A 23414-nucleotide genomic window follows, 5' to 3' on the forward strand; every position below is an offset into this window, starting at 1 on the left:
CATAGACGACACAGTAGTAACAACGAACTATAAGAAGTCAGCAGAATCCATAGTAGTGAGGAAGTTTCTGTAATGGAAATGGAGCGAAGGGAGGAACAATGTTTATTGTAATATTTGAAAAAGATGCACTATGACTTGATGGAATACAAGGAATGAAGTATTCACTCCTCTAGGTTCAGATACAAAAAGAATAAAGTTAAATAGTTGCATCAGAAATAAATAATATAATGCAAGAAAATATTGAACCGCCGTATGCCGAACGGCACGTACGGGTGGTGTGAGAGGGGCTATAAATTAGCCCCTACTTGATTCTAAAAAAGATCCTTCGGCCTTCGGCCTCGAGGATGACAGAGGAAGGATGAGTGTCTACTTCGCTTCATCGAGGATGACGGGGGAGAGCGTCATCCCAAGGCCCCGCCCTTCACCTGTCATTCTGAGCGAAAGCGAAGAATCCCTTATCGAAAGCAATCCTACCATAGCAACATTTTGTATATTTATGATTAATATCATATGCATTCACTAGCATTTAATTTAAATTTATTGGGAACTTTGCATATATATAAATTTCTTTCACAAATGGCTATTTATCAATGCCTAACATTTTTTAAGAAATTCAATTAATTTACTACATTATATATACAAAATCACATTAATCTGATATAATAATTTTAACAAAGGGCTAAAGTTAGCCCTATTTGGGATTTCTAATTTTAGAATAGAACTAAAATAATGGAAAAATATTCGGGAGAGGGATTTATGAAAAGGAACATCAAAAACTTTTTGGTAAAAGCGTTTTCTATGTGTTTAGCTTTTATCCTAGTATTTCCAACTAACCTATTTGCAATGGGTTTGGATAATACTAAATCAAGAAAATACAAGGCTTCAGCTAGTATTATGGGACTAGCTCAGACTGATACTACAGGTCAAAATGACAATGAAGTCACAGACCAAACTCTATTAGAAACAGAAATTACAAAAAAGGAAACGGATGAGTATCTAATAGAAAAATATGCAAGATTATCCAAAACTACTGGACAAATTGAATACATGATCAAAGTCCATCCAAAAGATAAAGAATCTAAGGACATGGTCACCACAAGTTTTGCTATAAGCAAAAATACTGACCTAAAAGACTTGAAAATAGAAAAAATAAGTCAAGTACATAGTGATAAAACACAGACAGAAATTAAATATCAAGAACAAAGACCATCTATCCTATATAACAACGATGCCTTTGAGACTCTAGGAGTCACAACAGATAAGGCGGATTTGGTCTATTACTTAAGCGCAAAATTATCAGAAGAAGCACTAGGAAAAATAGACGATGAGTCTCCTAGCATGGACCTTGATATCAACATAGCAGAAGCAGGTGCTAATTTATATCAAGATAGGTATGCCCTAAGCATAGACAAAATGGAAGTGGTAGGCGAAGATGGAGAAGATACTATCGAGACTCTAAAAGAAAAAGAAAATCCAACCCACCAAGTTAGTGCTATATATAAAGAAGGAAGTTCAAATCTACTAGGCGAAAATCCAGGAGAGATTACTTGGACTGACTTTATTCACGCTGATGATGACAAAGAATTCACAACTGACATCAAGCTTGATGAGGCTCAAGATGCCACAGATGCTCAAATCAAAGTTGAATTCTACCAGGCTAATGAAAAGGGATATATATTAAAAGAAGACTTCACAAAAGAAATTCCATTTACTGAAAGTCTCAAACTTCAAATCCCACTAGGTTTCATTGCCAAAGTTGAACTAAGAACAAAAGTTACAGAAAATAAAAAAGAATACTCTCTAAATCAAACCAAAATTCCAAACCCTATATATAAAGAAGAAAAGACAGAAGAAAGATCAGAAGAGGACGACGCAGATCCTCTGCCAGAAGAATCTCCCAAAACAGAAGAATCAAAGGGTACTAGTAAAGAGAAGATCATACCAATAGACCCAGAAACAAACGAAGTAGTAATTGACCATTCTCTAGTTAGTGAAGACGACACAGAAGAAACAAAATCTGCCATAAACCTCAACAGAGATAGCGTCATCAACAATTTCAAAAACAATGACAAGCTAAATCCAGTTATTGAAATCACAATCAATAACATTAGCTCTCTTTTCAACGCTTATAATAACGATGAGATGACCTACGAAGAATTCCTAGCAAATCTCAAAACACAAGCAAAAGACCTCTCAAAAGAAGACTTTGCAGAAATAGTAGAAGGACTCATAGCAGGACTCAACCAAGAAACCTACAAGGTAGCAAATATGGACGAGGACCAATTACTAGCAGAAGTCTATGGAATAGAAGAAGCGGTAAAACCAGCGACAGAAGAACCTGTGACAGAAACAAAAGAAGTTGACACAGAAGAATCTTCAAATGCTGAAAATGACAATGTAGAAACAGAAACAACAGAAGACTTCAGAACACCAGAAGACAAGATCAAAGACAAGGCCCTAGAAAGCTTCGATAAGGCCCTTGATCAAGTCAAAGAAGAAAGCAAAAAGCCACAAGATGACGACAGGTCATTTATTGGAAATATTTCAGAAGGCATCAAGGGAATCTTTGGCCAATCCAACTTCAATAAGGCAGATAAGGAACTAAAGGCAGCACTTGCAGAAGGCAAGTCCCTAGAAGAAATCCAAGCCCTATTACTAGACCTTGGCAAGAAATACGATTTAAACCGCAAAGACGAAGCAAGACTCATGGCAGACAACGAAGATGCCATCAAAGGCCTCATAGCAAGAGATGCTGACCAAAACTTCAGACCAAGCATCCTAATGGCACAAAACGCAGACGGTATAAGCTCACTAAACGACAAGAAATTTACCATTAGAACTAGGTTTGATGCCTCTACAGTAAATGGTCCAATCAAAAAAGGACAATATTTCAGAATAACACTTGATAACAAATTAACAGTTAAGGATGAAAGCACTCTGAGTCCTATTGTATATCATGGTAAAACTATAGCTAAGCCAACTTATAATCATATAGAAAATTCTATTTACTATTATCTAACTGAAGATATAACTGAAGATTTAAATGTTCCATTAAGTATTCCAGTTGATTACAATACTTCAAATATACCACAAGGCCAAAGCTTCGAAATAACAAATAAAGTTTCTGGTCTCGGTGTAACTAATCCTAAAGACCTCGCACCAGTTACAGTGGATGAAAATGGTGATGAAACTGGCATTTTGGAAAAAGGAAGAGATGATGTAGTCAAGATAATAGATGATAACGATGGTGGAAACTATAATTTTGACATGGATTTATATGGAAATCCTGTCATAGAAGATGGCCAAATGAAAGGTGTCAACTGGACCTTAAATGTTAATTCGTCAAAAGATTTGCTTGGACTTGGCTATAAGCTAAACATAACCACAGTAAAAGGATCAGGACTTGGTGACATTCAAAATGTAAAGCTTAATGGTAAAGATTTAGTTCTAGTTGATAATGACATTAAAGGTAGTCTTGGAATAGTTGACTCCAAACACCATGATCTTAAAGAAAACAATCAATCACTTTCATATACCTTCTATACACCAATAACCAATAAGCAAAAATCATACATGATAGATACATCTATCTTGCTTAAGAATAAGAATAAAAATAAAAAGGGAGCTTTAAGACTCGTCCTAGATGAGGGTTATCCTCAAAATAAAGTAGAAGAAGCTACACCTACTCGTGTAGGCATGAACAATAGAACATCTATCCAAGGAAAATTCTTATCAGAGAGTACTGCTCAGTGGACAATAACAGATGGAGTTTGCTCAGGAGATGATGATAATGCTGGTCTACCTCTAGAAAGTAGAAGCTTAGAAGGTAACCAAACTATCAAGACCGGCAAATCTGCTGTATATGGCCTTGATGAATATGGTAAGATGGTCCAAATAGGAACAACAAAAAGCCTAACTAACATCCCTGCAAAAGAAACTGACCCATCAGGTAAGCAGGATATAGGAAATATTGCTGTATATGAATTTAATACTAATCTTGATACAAATAAAGAACCAGATAGTTATAGTATATCTGGAGTAGAAATATCCAAATACAGAGACTTACCTATAGACCAACACTGGAACCTTCCACAAGGCTACGAAAAAATGCCTGCTCAAGATATTAATGTTGTTGACAAAAGTGGGCAAACAACACTAGGAAGTGTTCATGTAGATGCACAAGAAAATGCTAAGCAAAGACTTATCACAGTTCCTAATGCTAAATATTGGAATATTGATGAAAATGGTAAAGCAAGTCATATTGATTATAAAATAAAGCAAACTTTCCCAGATCAAAATGTAACTATAGACAATAAACAATATAAATATAACGAAAATACAAGTTATTGGAATTACCATAACGAGAACCACTATATCCTAAACTCACTATTGGAGATAGACGATAAGAAGCCAGCTACTTTCAAAATTGTAAAGGTAGATAGCAAAACTGGTGATAAACTCCAAGGGGCAAGCTTCCACTTATTGGGATCTGGAGCAGATGTTGTGACAGATGCTAAAGGCGAAGCGACTTTTACAAATATAGCACCAGGACAATATACTCTTACAGAAACAAAAGCTCCAAAGGGCTACAAACTAGATAGTGAAAATAAGACCATAACTATATCAGATAAGGGTGAAGTTAGTGTATCTGGTAAAAACGTCGATTTCTCACAAGTAGCAGGAAAAACAGAAGTAGTAGAACATAACAATTATCCAAACTGGAAAGACTACATGAATGCTATGCATTATGGCAAAGTTGACGCCAATGGTAATGTAGAATTCTACCTATATCTAAAACCAATAGCTCCAAGACAAGGCGGACAAACTGATAGAAATACAAGACTTGATATTAGCATACCAGGAGGAAATATTACTGATGTAACAGCTTACGACGTAGGACCAGGAAATAGAGCAAGTGTTAAATCTGCAATGGAGAGACAAGCTGCAAATAACTTACAACCTGGAAATAATGTAATAAATGCCAACCACAACTATAAGATCACAGGTGCTCCAAATACAACTGAGTCTTACACAGGAAGAACTGGCTATCAAATCTACTTCCCTAAAGAAAGATTTGCAGGAGACTGGGGTTTCTTGGTAAAGGTTAAGGCTAATATTGGTCAAAATAATTCAGCAAACTTATATTATGATTGGCTAACTAATGAAGATACAGCAAATCAAGCAAGTATACAAAAAGTTGTAAGATTAAGTAAAAATACAAGCGGGGCTGATGATAAGTCAACAATAACTATTAAAAATACTCCATTTGAGAAGAAACCAATAGAAGTTGTCAAATTTGCCAATACTTTTACTGATGGCAAGAGAGATAGACTTGCTGGAGCTGAATTTGTATTAAAAGATAGCGAAGGAAAGGCTATTAAGAATGTCTTTACTGATAAAAATGGTAAAGCAAGCTTTGGAGAACATCCAGAAGGGAAATATACTATCTACGAAGTTAAAGCTCCAGATGGATACGAGAAAAACGGAGTCTACTTCGAAGTAGAAGTTAACGCATCTCAAGAAGTATCCTACACTGCTCGTTTTGAAAACTCATCAGCTAGGCCACAACCAGGTCAAGATTACTTTATAGAAAAGGGAGAAGAAGTTGGAAACCCTAGTAATAATATAGTAACTAGTGTAAACCAATGGCTTGACTACAACGAAGGACAAGCCTACAGCCGTGGTGAAAGACCAAAGGTATGGGAAGCTTATAGATACGAATCTTTAAAATATCACGCAGATATTACCTTATCTAGCTCATCAAAAAACGAAAGATTTGAAATACAATTTGACCCTAACCTTGACTTCACACAATACTTTAATGGATTCCCAAAACTAAAAATTCATGGAAAAGAAGTAGCAGACCCATACTTTAACTATGAGACTAATCTGTTAACTTATGTGTTTAATGATAAGACTGATGGAGGTCCAGCTACAGCTACTATCGACCTTATCGGTATGATACCAAGTAAATACTATGCTAAAAATACTGGCACTTATCCGTTTACTATAACTGTACAACCGAACCAAACAGGTATAACAGGTCAAAAATATGATAAAAACATTGAAGCCTTTTTTGACTCCTATGATTCAGGTCACAACGAGCCTGTACAAAACTACTACTTCAGAGAAATCTATGAAGAAAATGGACAGTATTATGTAGATGTAATATCCTACTACAACGTAATAGGTGATAGAAATCCTTATAAGAAAGTTGGTCAAAAAACCCTTAACTATAACTGGATAACAACTAAATTCCAAGGCGGAAACATTGCCAATTGGACAGGAGAAGGTACTGAACCAAGACAAGTGCTCGATAGGGTAAAAATCTATCGTACTGAGGCAAATGTCAGAGTAATAAACAATGAAACTTTGATTAATGACTACATGCCATTGTCAATGGGCTACAATGCAGAACAAAATCCTAATATTTACAGACCAGTTTTCAATGCTTCAGTTGATCCAAATCAAAATGCGACAATATCACAAAATGGTATTACATTGATTTATGATAAGAACCAAATTAATCCAAATGGAAAGTTGATAGACGATAAAAATCAACCACTTAAGATTAAAATGCCAAGTATTAATAATGGTGAAGGTTATGTTATTGAACAAAGATTTAGGATTCCAGATCTAGATGCTTTCAATAATAAATGGAGAGCATTTGTTATGAACAACGGCAACCTTAAATCAGCCTTCGCAAGTGGAGCTAACAAAAGTTTTGCAACAGGAGACCAAACTGGTGGAGAAACTCCGAAATATTACAAAGAAGATGTCGGTGTAATCAACAAGAAATACACACCAGGACAATTTAAGATAATAAAATCAAATGAATCCGATAAAAGCAAACTTGCTGGAGCTACATTTGAGCTTACTGATGCTAACAATAAAACTATCTACAGAACTTCAGATAATAATGGAGAACTTAGCTTCACAAATCTTGCTCCTGGCAAATACACGCTAAAAGAAACCAAGGCTCCTAACGGATTTACCCAATCAGAAAAAAGATGGGCAGTAAATGTTTATTCAGACGGATCAGTTAGAATAACTCAAATAGGAATACTTGGATCTGATGAGTCATACTTTGGCAATAACGAAAATATAATCATCATGCCAGTATCTAATAAACCAAGTGGAGCAGACTTTCGTGTTTACAAGAAAGATTCTGACGGGAAACCACTTCAAGGTGCTAAGTTTGTTATAAAAAATAAAGAAGGCACTGAAGTTATTAAATCTGGCGAATCTAACGATAACGGTGTTGTAGAATTCAAAGGTCTAACTCAAGGAACCTATATTATAGAAGAATCTAAAGCACCAGCAGGATACAATAAACTCAACAAAAAATGGGTTCTTGTTATAGGAGCCGATGGAAGCAAAAAAGTTTATAACTATAGGGAAAGTTCTGGCGCATCAAATCTAAACTCAATCTTAGAAAAACCTAATGTTAATTGGGTTAACGTTGCAGGAAGATCTCTTGACGGTTGGAATTTATACGACAACAGATACACAGGCTGGACTGGAAATAACGTCGATCCATTTAAGCTTGGTACAAGAATTGTTGGTATTAATAGAAAAGACAAATATGTCATCCAAAGATATGTAATAAACCCAGAAGCAGCGAGTATTGGTGCGACTTCTGCTACAATCCACAGAGAATTGCCAGAATATCCAAATATGGACTGGTATAAGGGTGACGAAGTTTACCAAGTATTTAAACTTAACAAAGCTGTAACAGGAGTGATATCAGATATCAGACTTGCTGAGTACGGTGCAAAAGATATTACAAAAGATGTTAAAAAAGGCGTAGACAATTCACGTTTTGGTCAGCCACCAAGACTAAAACTAGACTTCCCAGCAACTGATAAGCCATTAGTAATTGACATCAAAGTTCCATACAAGGAAGAATATGGTGGAGTTGGTACTGGTATGGATTGGACTGAAAATGGTACAACATACTGGAAGAGCGACTACTACGAAAGAGCAAGTGTAATCAAAGAAGCATCTCCTGTAGTATCAAATGATGGAAATATCGTAGGTTCATATGTATCCGAAGGATCCTTAGATGTAACAAATGAGTTCAAAACATTTGACTTCAAACTTAAAAAGGTAAAAGAGGGTTCTGAAGCCTCAGCAATCGAAGGTGCGAAGTTTAAGTTAACTGGACCTGGCGAAGGTGGAGAAGAAAGAGAAATTACAACTGGAAAAGATGGTATAATTTCCTTTGACAAACTAAGACCAGGAATCTACAAACTAGAAGAAATCGAACCTGCACCAGGTTATGAAAAATCAAACGTAGATTGGACAGTAAGAATAACATCTGATGGCAATAAGTATATCAAGGTTAATAAACAAACAGGTGTTACAGAAAATACTAATCTAGTTGATCCAAATGCTAACGGTACAAATTCCAACACACCAGTAAGAACTTTAGCTTACAGCAATCTTTTAGATAATAATAGAGGAATGTTAGCTAATAATAACTTAGCAAATGCTCCAAGCCTAAAATCTATGAGAGAATTTACCACTGGAGAAATATTAGCTGAAGACATACTAGAATTTTCAGATGAATCAATCCCTACTCCACAAAGAGCGGCAAGTGATTGGCAAAAAGTTGATCCAAGTGCTTCTACTGGAAGAAGAGTTAATATTCAAGACAAGGACTTAGCAAGCACAAAAATCACTGAAATCAATAAAGTTGAAAAGAAGTTTAGGCAAGTTTTCTTACTCAAAGACGGTTCTTCTGATTCAAAAAGAGAAGTTCAATTCCATAGAGAGCCAGAAGATTATGGTATAAGTTTAAATGATGGTGGTAAGACTACTTATAAAATTTATACAGTAGATCCTAAATCAACTTTGGATAATCCAATAAAATTAAAAGATGTCACAAAAGAATGTACACAAACTTATCCAACACCATCTGGCAAAAAACAAAGGATTAAGTCTGAAATTCCAGCGAGAATTAGAGGACATCTATATGTTGAAATAGAAACACCATATAATAATCAATATGGAGTAGGCTTAGGCGTTGATTATATTTATTCTAAGGGCTCAGGTCCTTGGGGTGATATTTCAAGTCTATGGATTGCTGACTCATATGATAAAGAATCATCAATAAATAAGAACCTAGTTTCATCATATAATCTAAATATTACTAATGGAGCAAATGGTACTGTTACAGCAAATAAAACTACTGGAATTAAAAAAGACGAGCAAGTCACATTAACTGTTACTCCAAGCAATGAATACCAACTTGAAAAATTGACAGTAGCTGGACTTGATGTAACAAGTAAGGTGGCAGATGGAAAATATTCATTTACTATGCCAGCAAGTAATGTTGCAGTATCAGCTACATTTAAAGCAAAATTATATTCAGTATGGACACAAAGTGTAGAACATGGTTCTATTTCTGCAAGTCCAAATAGTAATCTAAAAGCTGGAGATAAAGTTACAATAACTGCTAACCCAAATCCTGGCTATAAGTTAGAAAAGATAACTTATAACGATAATAATGGACAGGAACAAACTTTAACCTTAGATCAAAATAATCAATTTATAATGCCAGCCTATAGCGTGGCACTTACAGCTCACTTTAAAGACGCACGACCAAGCTATAATGTAGAAGTAACTCAGCCTCAAACTGGTGGAACGATAAGTGCAAACCCAACAAGTGCAAAAGAGGGAGACATTGTTTCACTTTCTGCAACTCCAAGTGATGGATATCTATTAGATAAATTTGAAGTAACATATGGCAACGGACAAACTATTCAAGTAAATGAAAATAATCAATTTACAATGCCAAATTCTAAGGTTACAGTTACAGCAACATTTAAGGAAAAACCAAAGAATGTTTATCCAATAAGTATAGAGCCATCACAAAATGGTAGTGTAAGTGTAAAAGCTAGTGCAACAAATGGAGAAGAAGTTACAGTAAGTGTAAACCCAGATGATTACTACGAACTAGCAAGCCTAACTTATAATGGACAAGCTATTAACAAAGATGCTCAAGGAAACTATAAGTTTAAAATGCCAGATCAACCTGTAAGTATTTCTGCTTCCTTTAAACAAAAAGAAATAACAGGACCACAAGAAGGCGAAATTGCTATACCAAGTGATGGTAAATTAATTAAAATCACGAACAAACAAACAGGTCTTGATCTTAAGATATTCAAGAGAGATTCCAATAGTAGACCTCTTGAAGGTGGTAAGTTTACTTTAAAGAAAACAGATGAAAATTATACAACAGAAGATACAACATTTACAAAATTAGAAGGCGTTTCTGCAAGTGACGGTAAGTTAGTATTTAAAGATAGCGAAGGTAATGAACAGACTCTAGCCTTACAACCAGGTTATTATGTATTAGAAGAAACAGAATCTCCATCAGGATACAAAAAAGCTCAAGCTCCTTGGAAAATTCATGTATATGAAGACACTACTACTAACCAATTAAAGGCAGACTACCAAGGACCAGACGAAACATCAAACTCTTTCGTAAGCTCTGATAAGGCTTTGGATGGCTATGATCCTAATAATACACAGGGACAAAATATAATAAAAACAACTGCGAATGGTATTAAATACGCAGCTCGTATGACTAATATCAATACAGAAGGTAAGACTTATATCCAAAGAATCTATATTGATACAAGAGACTACAATGGACCTGTCAATGTTCAAATCAAACCAGTTGTAAAAAGAGAAGAAATAGATACTCCGGGACAACCTCCAGTAACTACAACACAAGGTGTAAAGACTGCCTATAGATCAACTTATGAGATAAAAGGATTAGCTAAAAATCCAAGTGATACAAAACTAAATGACATCTTCAGAAACTACACTATAGCAAACGACGATGTATCAGTAGTAAACACAGCTAGATGGAGACCATTTGATTGGGGCTTTGATGAAGACCAATTAAACCTTGACCCAGGCGTTTACTATATAGATGTCGAAGGTTTCTATGACGACAATATTACAAAAAAAGATATTGGCAAAATAGAAATGAAAGTTGACTTCATGACACCAAGATACTTCTGGCAAGCAGATGGTTTATACCAAAACGGCTATCAACACTATAAACTTGGAGGTTCCTACCAAGCAGGTGCAGAAACTTTTGGGTCTGTCTACCAAAAAGATACTTATGAAAATGGAGTTCTTAAGAAAAAAGGCACTCCTACTCCTTGGGGAGCATCACAACCAGCTGGACAAAAATATGCAAACTGGTTGAGCAAGGTATTTACAGATAGATATGGAAATAGAAGATATGCTGGTATAGTTGCAGTTTCTAATGGTAGTGAAGATAAAACTATTGATTCAGTTAAAACAAGTATAAACATCAGACCACTTTATTCATCTACTAAGAAGACTCAAGTTGGACCAGAAGGAATGGATATAGTCAATGACGAAGAAACTTATAATATCACCTTCTCTAAACACGGTCGTGATGATAAAGATGAAGATGTAAATAGCGAAGCAGTTACAAAGAGAAGACTTGAAGGTGCAGTATTCAAACTTCAAGAATTCGTAATCAATGACTACAAAGATGTTGAAGGCTCCAACGTATCATCTGCCTTTAATGGATACTTTGGATTTAGAGGGCTGAAACCAGGTAGATATAGACTTATGGAAGTAAAAGCTCCAAAAGACTACAAGCCGATTAATGGACCACTTCTATACTTCACAGTAGAAACTATCAAGACAAATTCTGGTAATATTGTAGATCCAGAGAGTGGAGAGGTTGTTGATATCAAATCTATTAATGTTAAATTCTCTGAAAATGATACTAAAGCTTATAAATTGAGCGACTTAAGTATGGTCAATCCAGATGATGCTAACCAAATCATAAAAGTAAGCGGTGTGGATTCAAAGAAAATTAGCATTAAGGATAGTCAAATTGTAAACCCTACTACAAATGCCATAGTTAATCTAAATGATTTAATTATCGTAACAGCAGATGGTCACGGATATCCTATCAACCAAATTAAAATCGTTGATGGATCAAGTGGTTACATCTCACTAGAATATGATAAGGCAAATGGTGTTTACCAATACGTTCCAGAAAAATCCACATCAGAAAAAGATGGTAAGCTAGTAGACTTCGTAACAAGCGCTACTGCCAAGAACATGGGTAAGATTGTAAACGAAAAACCTGGTAAAGGTGAAGTAACTATTAAGAAAGTTGATGGTGGAAATAATATCCTTCCAGGAGCTAAGTTTAAAATAACCAACAAGGAAACAGGAAGATATGAAGAAGGAACAGTTGGTGAAGACGGTAAACTTAAATTCACAGGTTTAAATATAGGTCATTATCGACTAGAAGAAATTAAATCACCTGATGGATATATCAACAACAAGCAAGTTTGGAACTTCACTGTAGGTGGTGAAGGACTTGACCCATATGCAGGAGAAGCACCACAAAGAAGAAATGATGTATCAAGTAGCATCCAAATATCTGAATCAAAGCTAAGTGTATTAAATCCAAATAGTAAAAAAGAAGGTTTACTATCTGATAATCAAAAAGAAATGCACCCACACCTAGGAGAAGTATTTGAATTTGCTAACAAATACACTATTGACTCCAACTTAAAGATTAATCCTGGAGATTATTTTGTATTACAATTAAGTGAAAATATAGACCTCCACGGAATAATGGAGACAAATATTGCAAACCTTGATATAATTGCAGATGGAGTAGGTACAATAGCCAAGGCTAATTATAATAGAAAAGAAGGCACAATAACTTATACTTTCACAGACTATGCTAATACCTATAACCTAATAGAATTTTCTAATAAGCTTAAAGCCTATATCAACCTAAACAAAGTACCAAAAGCAGGAAATCAAACGATAGGTCGTGGAGTAGTTGGTCATAAAATGATACAAGATAGTATCAATGTCGTATATGATTCAATGACTGCAAGAGAAAAATATCAAGATAATAATGGATATTGGTATGAAATGAAACAAAATCACCTCAACCTTGGATCAAAGATTATTAAATTTAATCCTGATACTGGTGAATTTGTTCATTACTACTATGTAAATAGAGATAGGAGTAATACTGAAAGATCAAGATTCTACTACTCACCAGATCAAGATATTGAGAACATGAATATCGAGTACTACTATCTTGATGGTAATGCAAATCTTGACGAGCTAATGCCATTATCATTTGGTGTAAACGAAGATGATTCTAGACTTCCTGCACCTGTCTTGGCAAGATCTAGAACATATCTTGATGCAGGCCAAGAAGTAAGTGTTGAATTTCCTAATGGTCTAAATTTCAATTCATCCTATATCTTCAAAGTTACAGGTAGAGTAGTTGGAGATGATAAAGAAGGCTATGTAGCACATGGTATGCTTCAATTCATAGATTACACAGGCCGCTATGTAACAAGATGGGATAAACAATACTTCTTTAAAAATGAAGCTGCTGCAAAAGCTGACCTAAATATTCAAGCCGTAAACCCAGAAAATATAATCAAATTCAAAAAAGTTGACCAAGATGGCAAAGCTCTAGCAGGTGCTAAATTCCAACTTCAATATAAACAAGGAGAAAACTGGGTAGTTGATAAATCTAGAGATAAAACAACTGGGGATGACGGATTATTTGAATATACTAAGCTTAAACCAGGTAGCTACAGGGTAATGGAAACATCTGCACCAACTGGATATAAGAAAGCAAAAGATCCAGTAGCAGTATTTGATGTAGATGAAAACGGTAGAATCATTAGAAAAGATAAAACTATAACTCCAGTAGCTGGAACAGCAGAAAACACTTCAAATAATGAAGAAGAACATGGAATAACACCTATTGAAATAGTAAATAAGAAAGAGCATAAGATAAGCTTTGTTAAAGTCGATGCAGAAAATAATGCAAGAAAACTTGAAGGTGCAGAATTTGAAGTTTGGTATAAGGCCAATGAAGATGACAAAGAATATATTAAACTAAAACTTTACGAAAAAACATCTGAAGGTAAAACTGAAAGACTAGCTCTTAAGGCTGATGAAACAGCACCAGCAGGATATAACGAAGTTAAGGTCTTTACGACAGGAACTGACGGTAAACTAGGATTCAAATTCTACGACCCAGGCTACTACGCACTAAAAGAAACAAAGGCTCCAAAAGGTTATGGAAAACCAAGAGATTTTGTATACGAATTTAGACTAGTAGGTGGTAAGATTCAAACTAAGCAGACAGAAGGCGATAGCGAAAACTATGAAGACATTGATTCAAATAATCCTATAAATATAGAAAACAAAAAATCAACCTTCCCACTAACAGGTGGAAATGGAGTATTTATAGGTTTTGCAATCATAGGTACAGCAGTGATGCTTACAGCATTAGCATATTTTGGCATTTACCAAAATGACAAAAATAGAAGAAGATCTGCAAGGTACAAGGAATAATTCTAGAATATAGAGTTTTTAACAAGCACTAAGGGGATAAGCCCCTCAAGTGCTTGTTTTTTTATCTTTCCATCAAATCTTTGAGCTTCTTAAGGCTAAAGCTGTGTCTATTTGCTACAGTTTTGGAAGAAATATTTAATATATGACCTATTTCCGCATTGGACAAGTTCTCCCAATACTTTAGTCTTATAATTTCCTGGTCCTTTTGGCTAAGCTGTCCTATAGCAAGGTAGAGGTCCTTGTAATTATTAAGAATTTGAACTTCAAAATCATAATCATCGGGGATGGTATCAACTATAGGATTACCATTTTGGTCGAAATCATCCAGACTTTGGGGATTTAGTTTCTTTGTCCTGTCCAAATAGTGGTAGCGAAGCTGATTTTTCAAGAAATTCCCAAAAGTCCCCTTGCTTTCGTCATAAGCAGGGATACACTCCACAAGAATCATCCTAGTCTGGTCAATATCCTCATCATAATCAAAAGAAGGAAACTTCCTCGCCATTGATATTAAAAGTGGCATATATGAATCAATAATTTGCTTTGAATTGGCTAATGTAATTTGCATAATAAAAACCTTTCAAAGCGGCCGCTTATTAAATTTGTCGACACAATAATGGTATAAGAAAAAGAAGAAAAAGTTTAATTGGATAAAGGGCAATAAGAAGAAAAGAAAAGGGATAAAAGGGGAGATGTGGGGAGGAGAGCTAGGTAGAAAAAGGAATAAAGCGAAAAAATTAATTGTTATAACAAGGGTGTAAACAACACATCCGATCTTTGATTGTCATCCAAGAGGGAAAACTAGCCATCCGCTCGCTATAGGCTAGGCTGAAGGATGCCATAAAGCACCGCTGGCCAGGAGATTCTTCGCGTTCGCTCAGAATGACAATCTTCCGGTTGGTGGCGTTAGTGCTCTTATCCCTGTAATCCTTCTTGATCTATCCCGATTTCATATATTGAAATCGATGGAAGGTCAAATGTCGCGAAGTCCAAATCTATATGATTTGGCTAACGTAGCCGACTGAGGCCGTAGGCCGTAGGATCTTTTAAAGTACCGTTCAGCCAGGGAATTATTCGCTGACTCTCAGAATGACAGGGGTGTAGTGTTTACACTAATGATTTAATACGCGTTATCGTTCCAAAAATGCAACGTAAAATGAAACGCAAATTTTACGTTGCATTTTTTTACTATTTATTCTATGATATGACTAAGGAGAAGTTATGGAAGTATATAATTATGAATTAAAATCAAAGCTTACTGATAAGTTCCTTAAGACTGTTTCATCATTTGCCAATTATAATGATGGTAGGATAATATTTGGTTTGGACAATGAGGGCAATGCTGTTGGTATGGATGATTTAGATGGGGCCAAGCTAGCTATTGAAAACAAGATTAATGATAGTATAAAACCTAGACCAGAGTTTAAAATCGATATTGACTTTGAGAATTCTAGTATAATTTTGACTGTTTTTGAAGGGGAAAACAAGCCTTATTATTATCATAATAAAGCTTATAAGAGAAGCGACTCCTCTGATGTAGAGGTGGATAGGGATGAACTTAGTGAACTTATACTATTTGGAAAAAATTTGGATTATGAGCAATTAGCAAGTAAGGAGCAAAATTTAAGCTTCAATTATTTTAATTCTGAAGTTATGAGTCAAATCAATATAAGCAATCCAGGACTTGATATTTTAAAATCTTTTGATCTCTATGATGATAGGAATGGATATAATGTCGCTGGTCTTTTGATATCAGACTCCAATAATTTTAACATTATAGATTTGGCAAAATTTGGTGATAGTATTAGCGACATTGAGTTTAGAAAGACTATTAAAGGTATTTCTATTCTAGAATCATTTAATATGACTGTGGAATATTACAAACAATACTACAACCCAGAAGTTATAGAGGGTAAGCAAAGAAATACTATTGAAAAAATACCTCTTAAAGCTTTTAGGGAAGCATTAGCTAATGCATTAGTTCATAGAAAATGGGACAGGGATGAATATATTAGCATTAGTTTTTATGATGATAGAATAGAAATAACATCCCCTGGTGGTCTTCCTAATAATATTAGTGAATATGAATATCTCAATAGTAGGGTGTCATCTCCTAGAAATCCCATCATTTCGAATATATTTTTTAGATTGAAATACATTGATAAATTAGGTACTGGTATTTTTAGGATTAAAGAAGCTTATGAAAATAGTACTTCTATTCCTTCGTTTGTGATTAGCGAGAATTTCGTAACGGTTGTATTGCCGATATTAAAGAGTATTAATATGGAAGATTTTTCACAAGAAGGCCAAGAAATACTCAGAATTTTAGAAAAATCTGATGAAAAATCAAGGCTTGAGCTAGAAGAAATCACAGGCTATAATAAAACAAAGACAATAAGAATTCTCAATGAACTACGTGACAATGGAGCAATAGAAGTAGTGGGTATCGGCAGAGGTACAAAATATAAAAGTAGAATCTAAATAAACGAAACGCATTATCGTTCCAAAAATGCAACGCAAAATGAAACGCAAATTTTACGTTGCATTTTTATTTGGAACGTATTTGGTTTCTTAGTATACTTTCAAATGAGACTAGTATATAATCTCTGTAATCCTTGATGAAGCGAAATAGACACTAATCTTTCCCCTTGTCATCCTTCTTGACCTATCCCAATTCTCATATGAGAATTGATGGAAGGTCAAATGTCGCGAAGTCCAAATCTATATGATTTGGCTAACGGAGCCGACTGAGGCCGTAGACCGTAGGATCTCATAAAGTATTGATTAGCCAGGGGATTCTTCGCATTCGCTCAGAATGACAGTGTTGGGTGGTTGCATTGAATTTCTTCCCCCTGTCATCCTGGAGGGAGGCCCTTTTGGGGCCGACTGAAGTATTTCCATTCTAAATCCTCCTTTTTAAATTCACATCTATTTTTCTCTTTATCTGAAAACATTTTTATATTTAATAATTTTGTTCTAACATCCCTAAAATTCAAGCTTTTTTGATTGTATAAATCCTAGCTTTAAGATATAATATAGGTGACTAAGTCTGTTTTATTACAGAATACGGGAATTATAGAAAAATTTTATTATAGGAGTTGTTATGAACGGGAAATATAAATCAAAAGTATTGGCCGGTTTGCTGAGCTTATTTATGGTGCTTGGCGTGATTTTTTCACCACTTGCCTATGCTAAAGAAGAGGGTAATACCCAGACTTATGGCAACATTGATATTGATGTGCCTAGAAATGGCAATGACGCAAAAGAGGATGCAAAACCTCGTAAATTTAGATATTTCAAAGTATCTGATAAAGAATCTACTAATGAAGAACTTGAAGCCCTTTGCAAAAAAGTCGATGCTATGAAGATGGAAGAAGTTGTAAAGGCATACGGCGAAGGAACAGAATCAGAACCTTCAAAAGTAAAGACTGCTGATGATGGAGTTTCTTGTGATTCTTTCGAACTTAGAGGTCTTCCTGCAGGTACATATGTTCTTAAGGAAACTGAAGAGTCTGCGTCTAACCACCAATACAAAATGGTAGCTATAGCTTTCTGCTTACAAGAAGGAGTTACAGAGATTAGCTATGTTAAGGATAAGGTAAGAGAGGATAATAAACCTTTGATCTTAAACAAAGTTGGTGTGACTGTAGATGGAAAAGGCAACAAAACAGAAGAAAAGCTTTCTGGCGTTGTATTTAACTTAATAGATATTGACAAAGAAAAAAATAACGAAGAAGATTCTATAGTAAAACTTGTTAAAGACAAAGATGGTGTTTATTCTTACATAAATTATAGCAAAAATGCCATTACAGATTTAGTAACTAATGAAGGTGGTCAAATTATCATCAATGATTTGCCAGAAGGAAACTACAAGTTCAAAGAGATAAAAACTGACGAAGATAAGGGTTACAAGATTTTTGAAGGTAAGGAATATTCTGAGGATATAAACTTTATACCAAGCAATGGTAAAAATATCACCGTTACTAATGAAAAGGAAGAAAAAAATACTCTTCACCTCAAAAAAATCGACGGAACTGACCCGAAAATAACCCTAGCTGGCGTAGAATTTGAACTTTATGCTGCATCTGGTAATGATCTTTTCCCAGTTGGAGTTGACAAAGATGGCAAATATATTATCTCAGATGGCAAAAACACTGAAGTCAAGGATTTGAATTTCATCTTCAAAACAGATGAAAACGGATCAATAATTCTAACAGATTTACCAAAACCACCTGCTGGATATAGATATGAATTTAGGGAAGTGAAAACTCTAGATGATTACGTACTTGTATCTGACAGAACCTACCCTGCAGAATTTGGCAAGGCAATCACTGTCGAAAACTACAAGGATGAATTTATTGAAATTAACCTAACCAAGAAAGACCAAATAACACCAAATAAGGTCCTTGACAAGGTTGGTTTCCAATTATACAGAACTAAGATTAATAAAAATGAGGATGGTACAGCTCGCAAGGAAAGAGAACTTGTGGGACTTGTTGGAAGCACAGGAAGCTACCAATTTGATAGCAATGCTGGCGAATCAAACTTAATTTACCAACTATACACCAATGAAAATGGGGAAATCAAAGTTACTGGTTTGCCTGATGGTGACTACTATTTTAAAGAAAATGAACCATTGAAAGACTATGATTCAGCTGAAAACCGTGGCAAGGAAAATGCAAGACCTTTCTCAAGGAAACTTAGCAAACAAACCCTTACAAACAAGCCAAAAGATGTTGTTCCACCAGATGGAAACAGAAAGAAAAAGGGTGGATATAAATTCATAAAGATTGATGATTCCAAGGAAAAGAACAGACTTGCTAATGCTGTATTTGCCGTATTTATTGAAAATGATAAAGGAGAATACATTCCATATGTCGTAAATGAAAAGGGACAGTATGCTCCAGATGACAAAGATGCCAAGAGATTGACATTAAAATCAGCATCAAACGGTGAATTCGAAGTACAAAATCTTCCACTTGGCAAATATATGCTACGTGAAACAGCTGCTCCAAATGGATATATATTGGATGTAAATCCTATTAAGTTTGAAATCACAAGCAATAGCTACGAAAAAGATGCTATAATGATTGTAAATAAAAAGGATACAAAAAAGACTGTTGTTCCACCAACGGTAACACCACCTGGAAAGACAAACACTCCAGGAACAACACCACCATCAACAACAGTAAAACCACCAACAACTTACTATGTTCCAGGCAACAAGACAAGAATCCCAAGAGGACCACTTGTAAAAACAGGTGATATCAGAATAGTAGTCCTAGTAGCCCTAGGAATCGTGATGATAGTAGCTGGATCAATCATAGTAAACAAAGACGAAAAGAATCAAAAAATTCAATTAGCATAAGCTAGAATTTAAGAGAAAATAGAAGGTTTCAAGAAGAAACCTTTTATTTTGCTTTATAAGAGGACTGTCATTGGGAATGCGTAGAAGATCTACAATGGTAGGCACTTACAATGCTGTCATTATCAGCGAAAGCGAAGAATCCCCTGGCTTAGTGGTGCTTTATGAGATCCTTCGGTCGGCCTCAAAGGCCTCCCTCGAGGATGACAGGGGGGTTAATTCATTTATGAATTTTCGATTAACATCGTTAATCTCATCAATTACTGTCATTCTGAGCGAACGCGAAGAATCCCCTGGCTTAGTGCTGCTTTATGAGATACCTTGGCCAATGGTCTAATGATGGCAGTTTACATATAATAAAACATAAAAAGAATTCACGAAGTGAACTTCTTCTGCTCATGCTCCACGCAGTGGCGGAGGGAGATAAATGACCGTTGATTTCGGCCATTTATCCCGAAAACATAGTGCGGTAGCACGGAAGAGCTTCGTAAGAAGCGAGTTTTCGTAGAAAATGGGTTTTGGGGGTTCGGGGGAGTTAAACAGCCGTTGATTTGGGTTGTTTAACCCGGAAACTCAGTGCGGTAGCACGAAGGAGCTTTGCAAAAAGCGAGTTTCCGTAGGGTATAGGGGTCTGTCCTCTGTCAGCCGGACGGGCTAATTACCCCTAATCCCTATCCCCCGAGTACTAAGCATTTTAGTTTTTATGTAATTACACTTAATTAAGGGTTCCTTAAAGGGAAGTAAATCCCTTAAAAGAAAAGAGTTTTGATGCCTTTTAATAAGAAAAAAGTTAAAGAAGAAAAAGTTAATAAAGTTAAGAAGAAAAAGCCCCAGTCCAAGGCTTCGAAATGGATTTGGAGGTCTATTTTCCTTCTTGGTTTTTTGGTTATGCTCTATCCTTTGATCAACCGCTTGTACTATCGTATCGATTCTACTGGCCAAGTTGATACTTTTAAGGCTGGGACTAATAACCTTTCTACAGATGAGGTCAAAAGACGTATAGGTCTGGCTCATGCATATAATGAGTCATTGTCTGGCGAGAATATTGCCGATGACCCATATACTAGGAAAAAGCAAGAAGAAGGTCGCAAGGAATACGCCCGTATGTTGGAAGTTTCTGAGATGATAGGGCACGTGGAGATTCCTCGTATCAACCAAGATTTGCCAATTTTTGCTGGTACTAGCGAAGATATACTCCAAAAGGGTGTAGGTCACTTGGAGGGTACATCTCTTCCAGTTGGGGGCAATTCAACTCACGCTGTTTTGACCGCTCACTCTGGTTTGCCTGAGGCGACCTTGTTTACCCACCTTAACCAACTTGAGATTGGCGATAAGTTCTATGTTCACAACATAGAAGGTGTTATGGCCTATCAAGTAGACCAGATAAAGGTAATAGAACCTAGCAATTTCGAAGATTTGATGGTTGCTCCAGGTCACGATTATGTGACGCTTTTGACTTGTACGCCGATAATGATTAACACTCATAGACTTATAGTAAGGGGGCACAGAGTACCATACGTACCTGCTGTGGATGAAGAATTGATTAGAACAAATAAAGCAAACTGGATATTTAGAATATTATTTTTCGTGGCCTTATTCTTGATTATAGTTCTTATCATAAGACTTATTAAGTTAAGACGTGAGAACAAGGACTATTACAAACGTCTAGAAGAAGTTAGAAAAGAACAAGAAGACTTGAAGAAGATGTTTATGAATTCTGGTAATTTCAGAAATTACCAAGGATCTTCGGATATGTTTGAGCAGATGAGGTCTACTGGTTCAAATACTGGAAATGATAGCAATAATTTAGGAAATAGTGATGAATAAGAAGGGCACACTTAAGAAAAACCTGCCTTTCATCCTCATCTTTATCATAGGACTATTGATTTTTGCCTATCCGCTTATCAGCCAGAAATATTATGAAATTGAATCCACCAATGAAGTCGTAGAGTTTCAGAAGAAAACTGATGAAGTTGACAAGGCTGACATAGAAAAACGTATAGATTTGGCCCGCGCCTACAACTCTACCTTGGATCCATCTAGGCTTGCCGATCCTTTTACAGAAAAGGAAAAAGAGGGTCGAGCAGAATATGCTAGGATGCTTGAGGTAAACGAGATGCTAGGCCATGTGGAGATACCGAGGATTGGCCAAGATTTGCCAGTATATGCTGGTACAAGTGACGATGTTCTTGAAAAGGGCCTTGGCCACTTGGAAGGTACATCTCTTCCTATAGGCGGGACTTCCACCCACACAGTTATCACGGGTCACAGGGGTCTTCCAAATGCCAAACTATTTAGAAACCTTGACCAATTGGTAGAAGGGGATATCTTCTATATACACAACATAGAAACAACCCTGGCCTATCAGATTGACCATATTGAGGTTGTAGACCCATCAAATTTTGAACCTGTTATGGTCAAAGAAGGCGAAGATTTGGCAACACTTTTGACCTGTACACCATACATGATCAACTCACACAGGCTCTTGGTCAGGGGGCACAGAATCCCATATCAGGCAGCTATAGATGACGGTGTGGCCAATACACCTAGACTAAAACCAGACTTTTTGCAATTATTCTTGGTAATGCTACCAGTGATAGTATTTTTGCTAATAATATTGATCAGAGAAGCTAGAAGAAGAAAGAGATTGTCAAGAGAGGTAGAGAGTATTGAACAAGAAATTAAAGCTTACAAAAACTAATACACTTGGATATATCCTAATACTTGTGGGACTTTTGTTTGTAACAGTTCCCCTTATCAGGAGATCTTACAAAGACTACTCTGCCCGCATGGCTGAAAAAGAATTTAGGCAAATCCAAGAAAATAGAAAAGCAGAAGATGTGGTAGAAGAGACAAAGAATGCAGAAGAATATAACGAGATTGTAAGAAATTCCGATATAACTGTAGTTGACCCATTTACAGCCGAAGACTACAAGACAAGTTATGAGAAATTTCAAAACACAAATATTCCCTTTGCCTACCTAGTAATTCCAAAGCTAGACAAACGCCTACCCTTGTATCTTGATGCAACACTTGACCATATATCAAGGGGAGTTGCTCAAGTGGATGGAACTTCTATCCCTGTAGGTGGGCCAGGTACAAGGTCAGTCATTGCTGGCCACAGGGGATGGTGGGGAGATACCATGTTCTTATATCTTGACCAGCTAAACTATGGTGACTATGTTTATTTAGAACGTGCCGAACAAACTATGCGCTATGTAGTAAGCGACAAGGAAGTCATCGATCCTTACGATTGGAACAAATTGGCTCCAAGGGGAGATGCAGATATTATAAGTCTTATGACATGTTCGCCATTTTTGCCACCAAGACCAAACAGACTCTTGGTAAATTGCGTTCGTGACGAAACAACAAAGACTATAGCTGAGGAATTCAAACTCCCAGGCACAGACGACTACCCAGTAAGTCAAAAAGATGAAGAAGAAAACAAGGTCTCATCTACAGATAAAACAGTAGCAATGACGAGAATAGCAACCCTAATCCTAGCTATCATCGGAACACTACTATTTATATTAATATTAATAAGATTTATAAGAAGACTTAAAAATACAATAAGTAATAGATGACTATTATCCCAGATATTTTAGGAAGACTTAAATATCTGGGATTTTTTATTGAAAATATT

General features: G+C 35.8%; 7 protein-coding genes. 6 read left to right on the forward strand and 1 reads right to left on the reverse strand.

Going from position 1 to position 23414, the window contains the following annotated elements:
• The first annotated feature begins 756 nt into the window (after positions 1 to 756).
• Complete coding sequence (locus BN38_RS08275) at positions 757 to 14409, forward strand: SpaA isopeptide-forming pilin-related protein (RefSeq protein WP_230197757.1); 13653 nt, start codon at positions 757 to 759, stop codon at positions 14407 to 14409.
• A gap of 61 nt (positions 14410 to 14470) precedes the next feature.
• Here BN38_RS08275 and BN38_RS08280 read toward each other — a convergent pair whose 3' ends face one another.
• Positions 14471 to 14974 carry a sigma-70 family RNA polymerase sigma factor gene (locus tag BN38_RS08280; RefSeq protein WP_044566791.1) on the reverse strand — a complete coding sequence of 168 codons (504 nt, stop codon included), beginning with the start codon at positions 14972 to 14974 and terminating at the stop codon, positions 14471 to 14473.
• Positions 14975 to 15627: 653 nt separating this feature from the next.
• Here BN38_RS08280 and BN38_RS08285 point away from each other — a divergent pair.
• From BN38_RS08285 to BN38_RS08305, 5 genes are all read left to right on the forward strand, one after another.
• Positions 15628 to 16887 (forward strand): ATP-binding protein, encoded by a 1260-nt coding sequence (locus BN38_RS08285; RefSeq protein WP_044566792.1) that lies wholly within the window; start codon positions 15628 to 15630, stop codon positions 16885 to 16887.
• A gap of 622 nt (positions 16888 to 17509) precedes the next feature.
• The gene (locus tag BN38_RS08290) at positions 17510 to 19774 is read left to right on the forward strand and encodes an MSCRAMM family protein (RefSeq protein WP_044566793.1); all 2265 of its coding nucleotides are present in this window, start codon (positions 17510 to 17512) and stop codon (positions 19772 to 19774) included.
• A 765-nt stretch (positions 19775 to 20539) separates the two neighbouring features.
• Positions 20540 to 21598, forward strand: a complete 1059-nt coding sequence (locus BN38_RS08295; protein ID WP_044566794.1) for a class C sortase — start codon at positions 20540 to 20542, stop codon at positions 21596 to 21598.
• Entirely contained in the window at positions 21591 to 22472 is an 882-nt protein-coding gene (locus tag BN38_RS08300) for a class C sortase (RefSeq protein ID WP_044566795.1), read from the forward strand. Before BN38_RS08295 ends, BN38_RS08300 begins: the two co-directional genes overlap by 8 nt.
• The gene (locus BN38_RS08305) at positions 22441 to 23355 is read left to right on the forward strand and encodes a class C sortase (protein WP_044566796.1); all 915 of its coding nucleotides are present in this window, start codon (positions 22441 to 22443) and stop codon (positions 23353 to 23355) included. Before BN38_RS08300 ends, BN38_RS08305 begins: the two co-directional genes overlap by 32 nt.
• Positions 23356 to 23414: the final 59 nt, after the last annotated feature.

It is taken from the genome of Anaerococcus provencensis (assembly GCF_000312365.2).
Lineage (GTDB): Bacteria > Bacillota > Clostridia > Tissierellales > Peptoniphilaceae > Anaerococcus > Anaerococcus provencensis.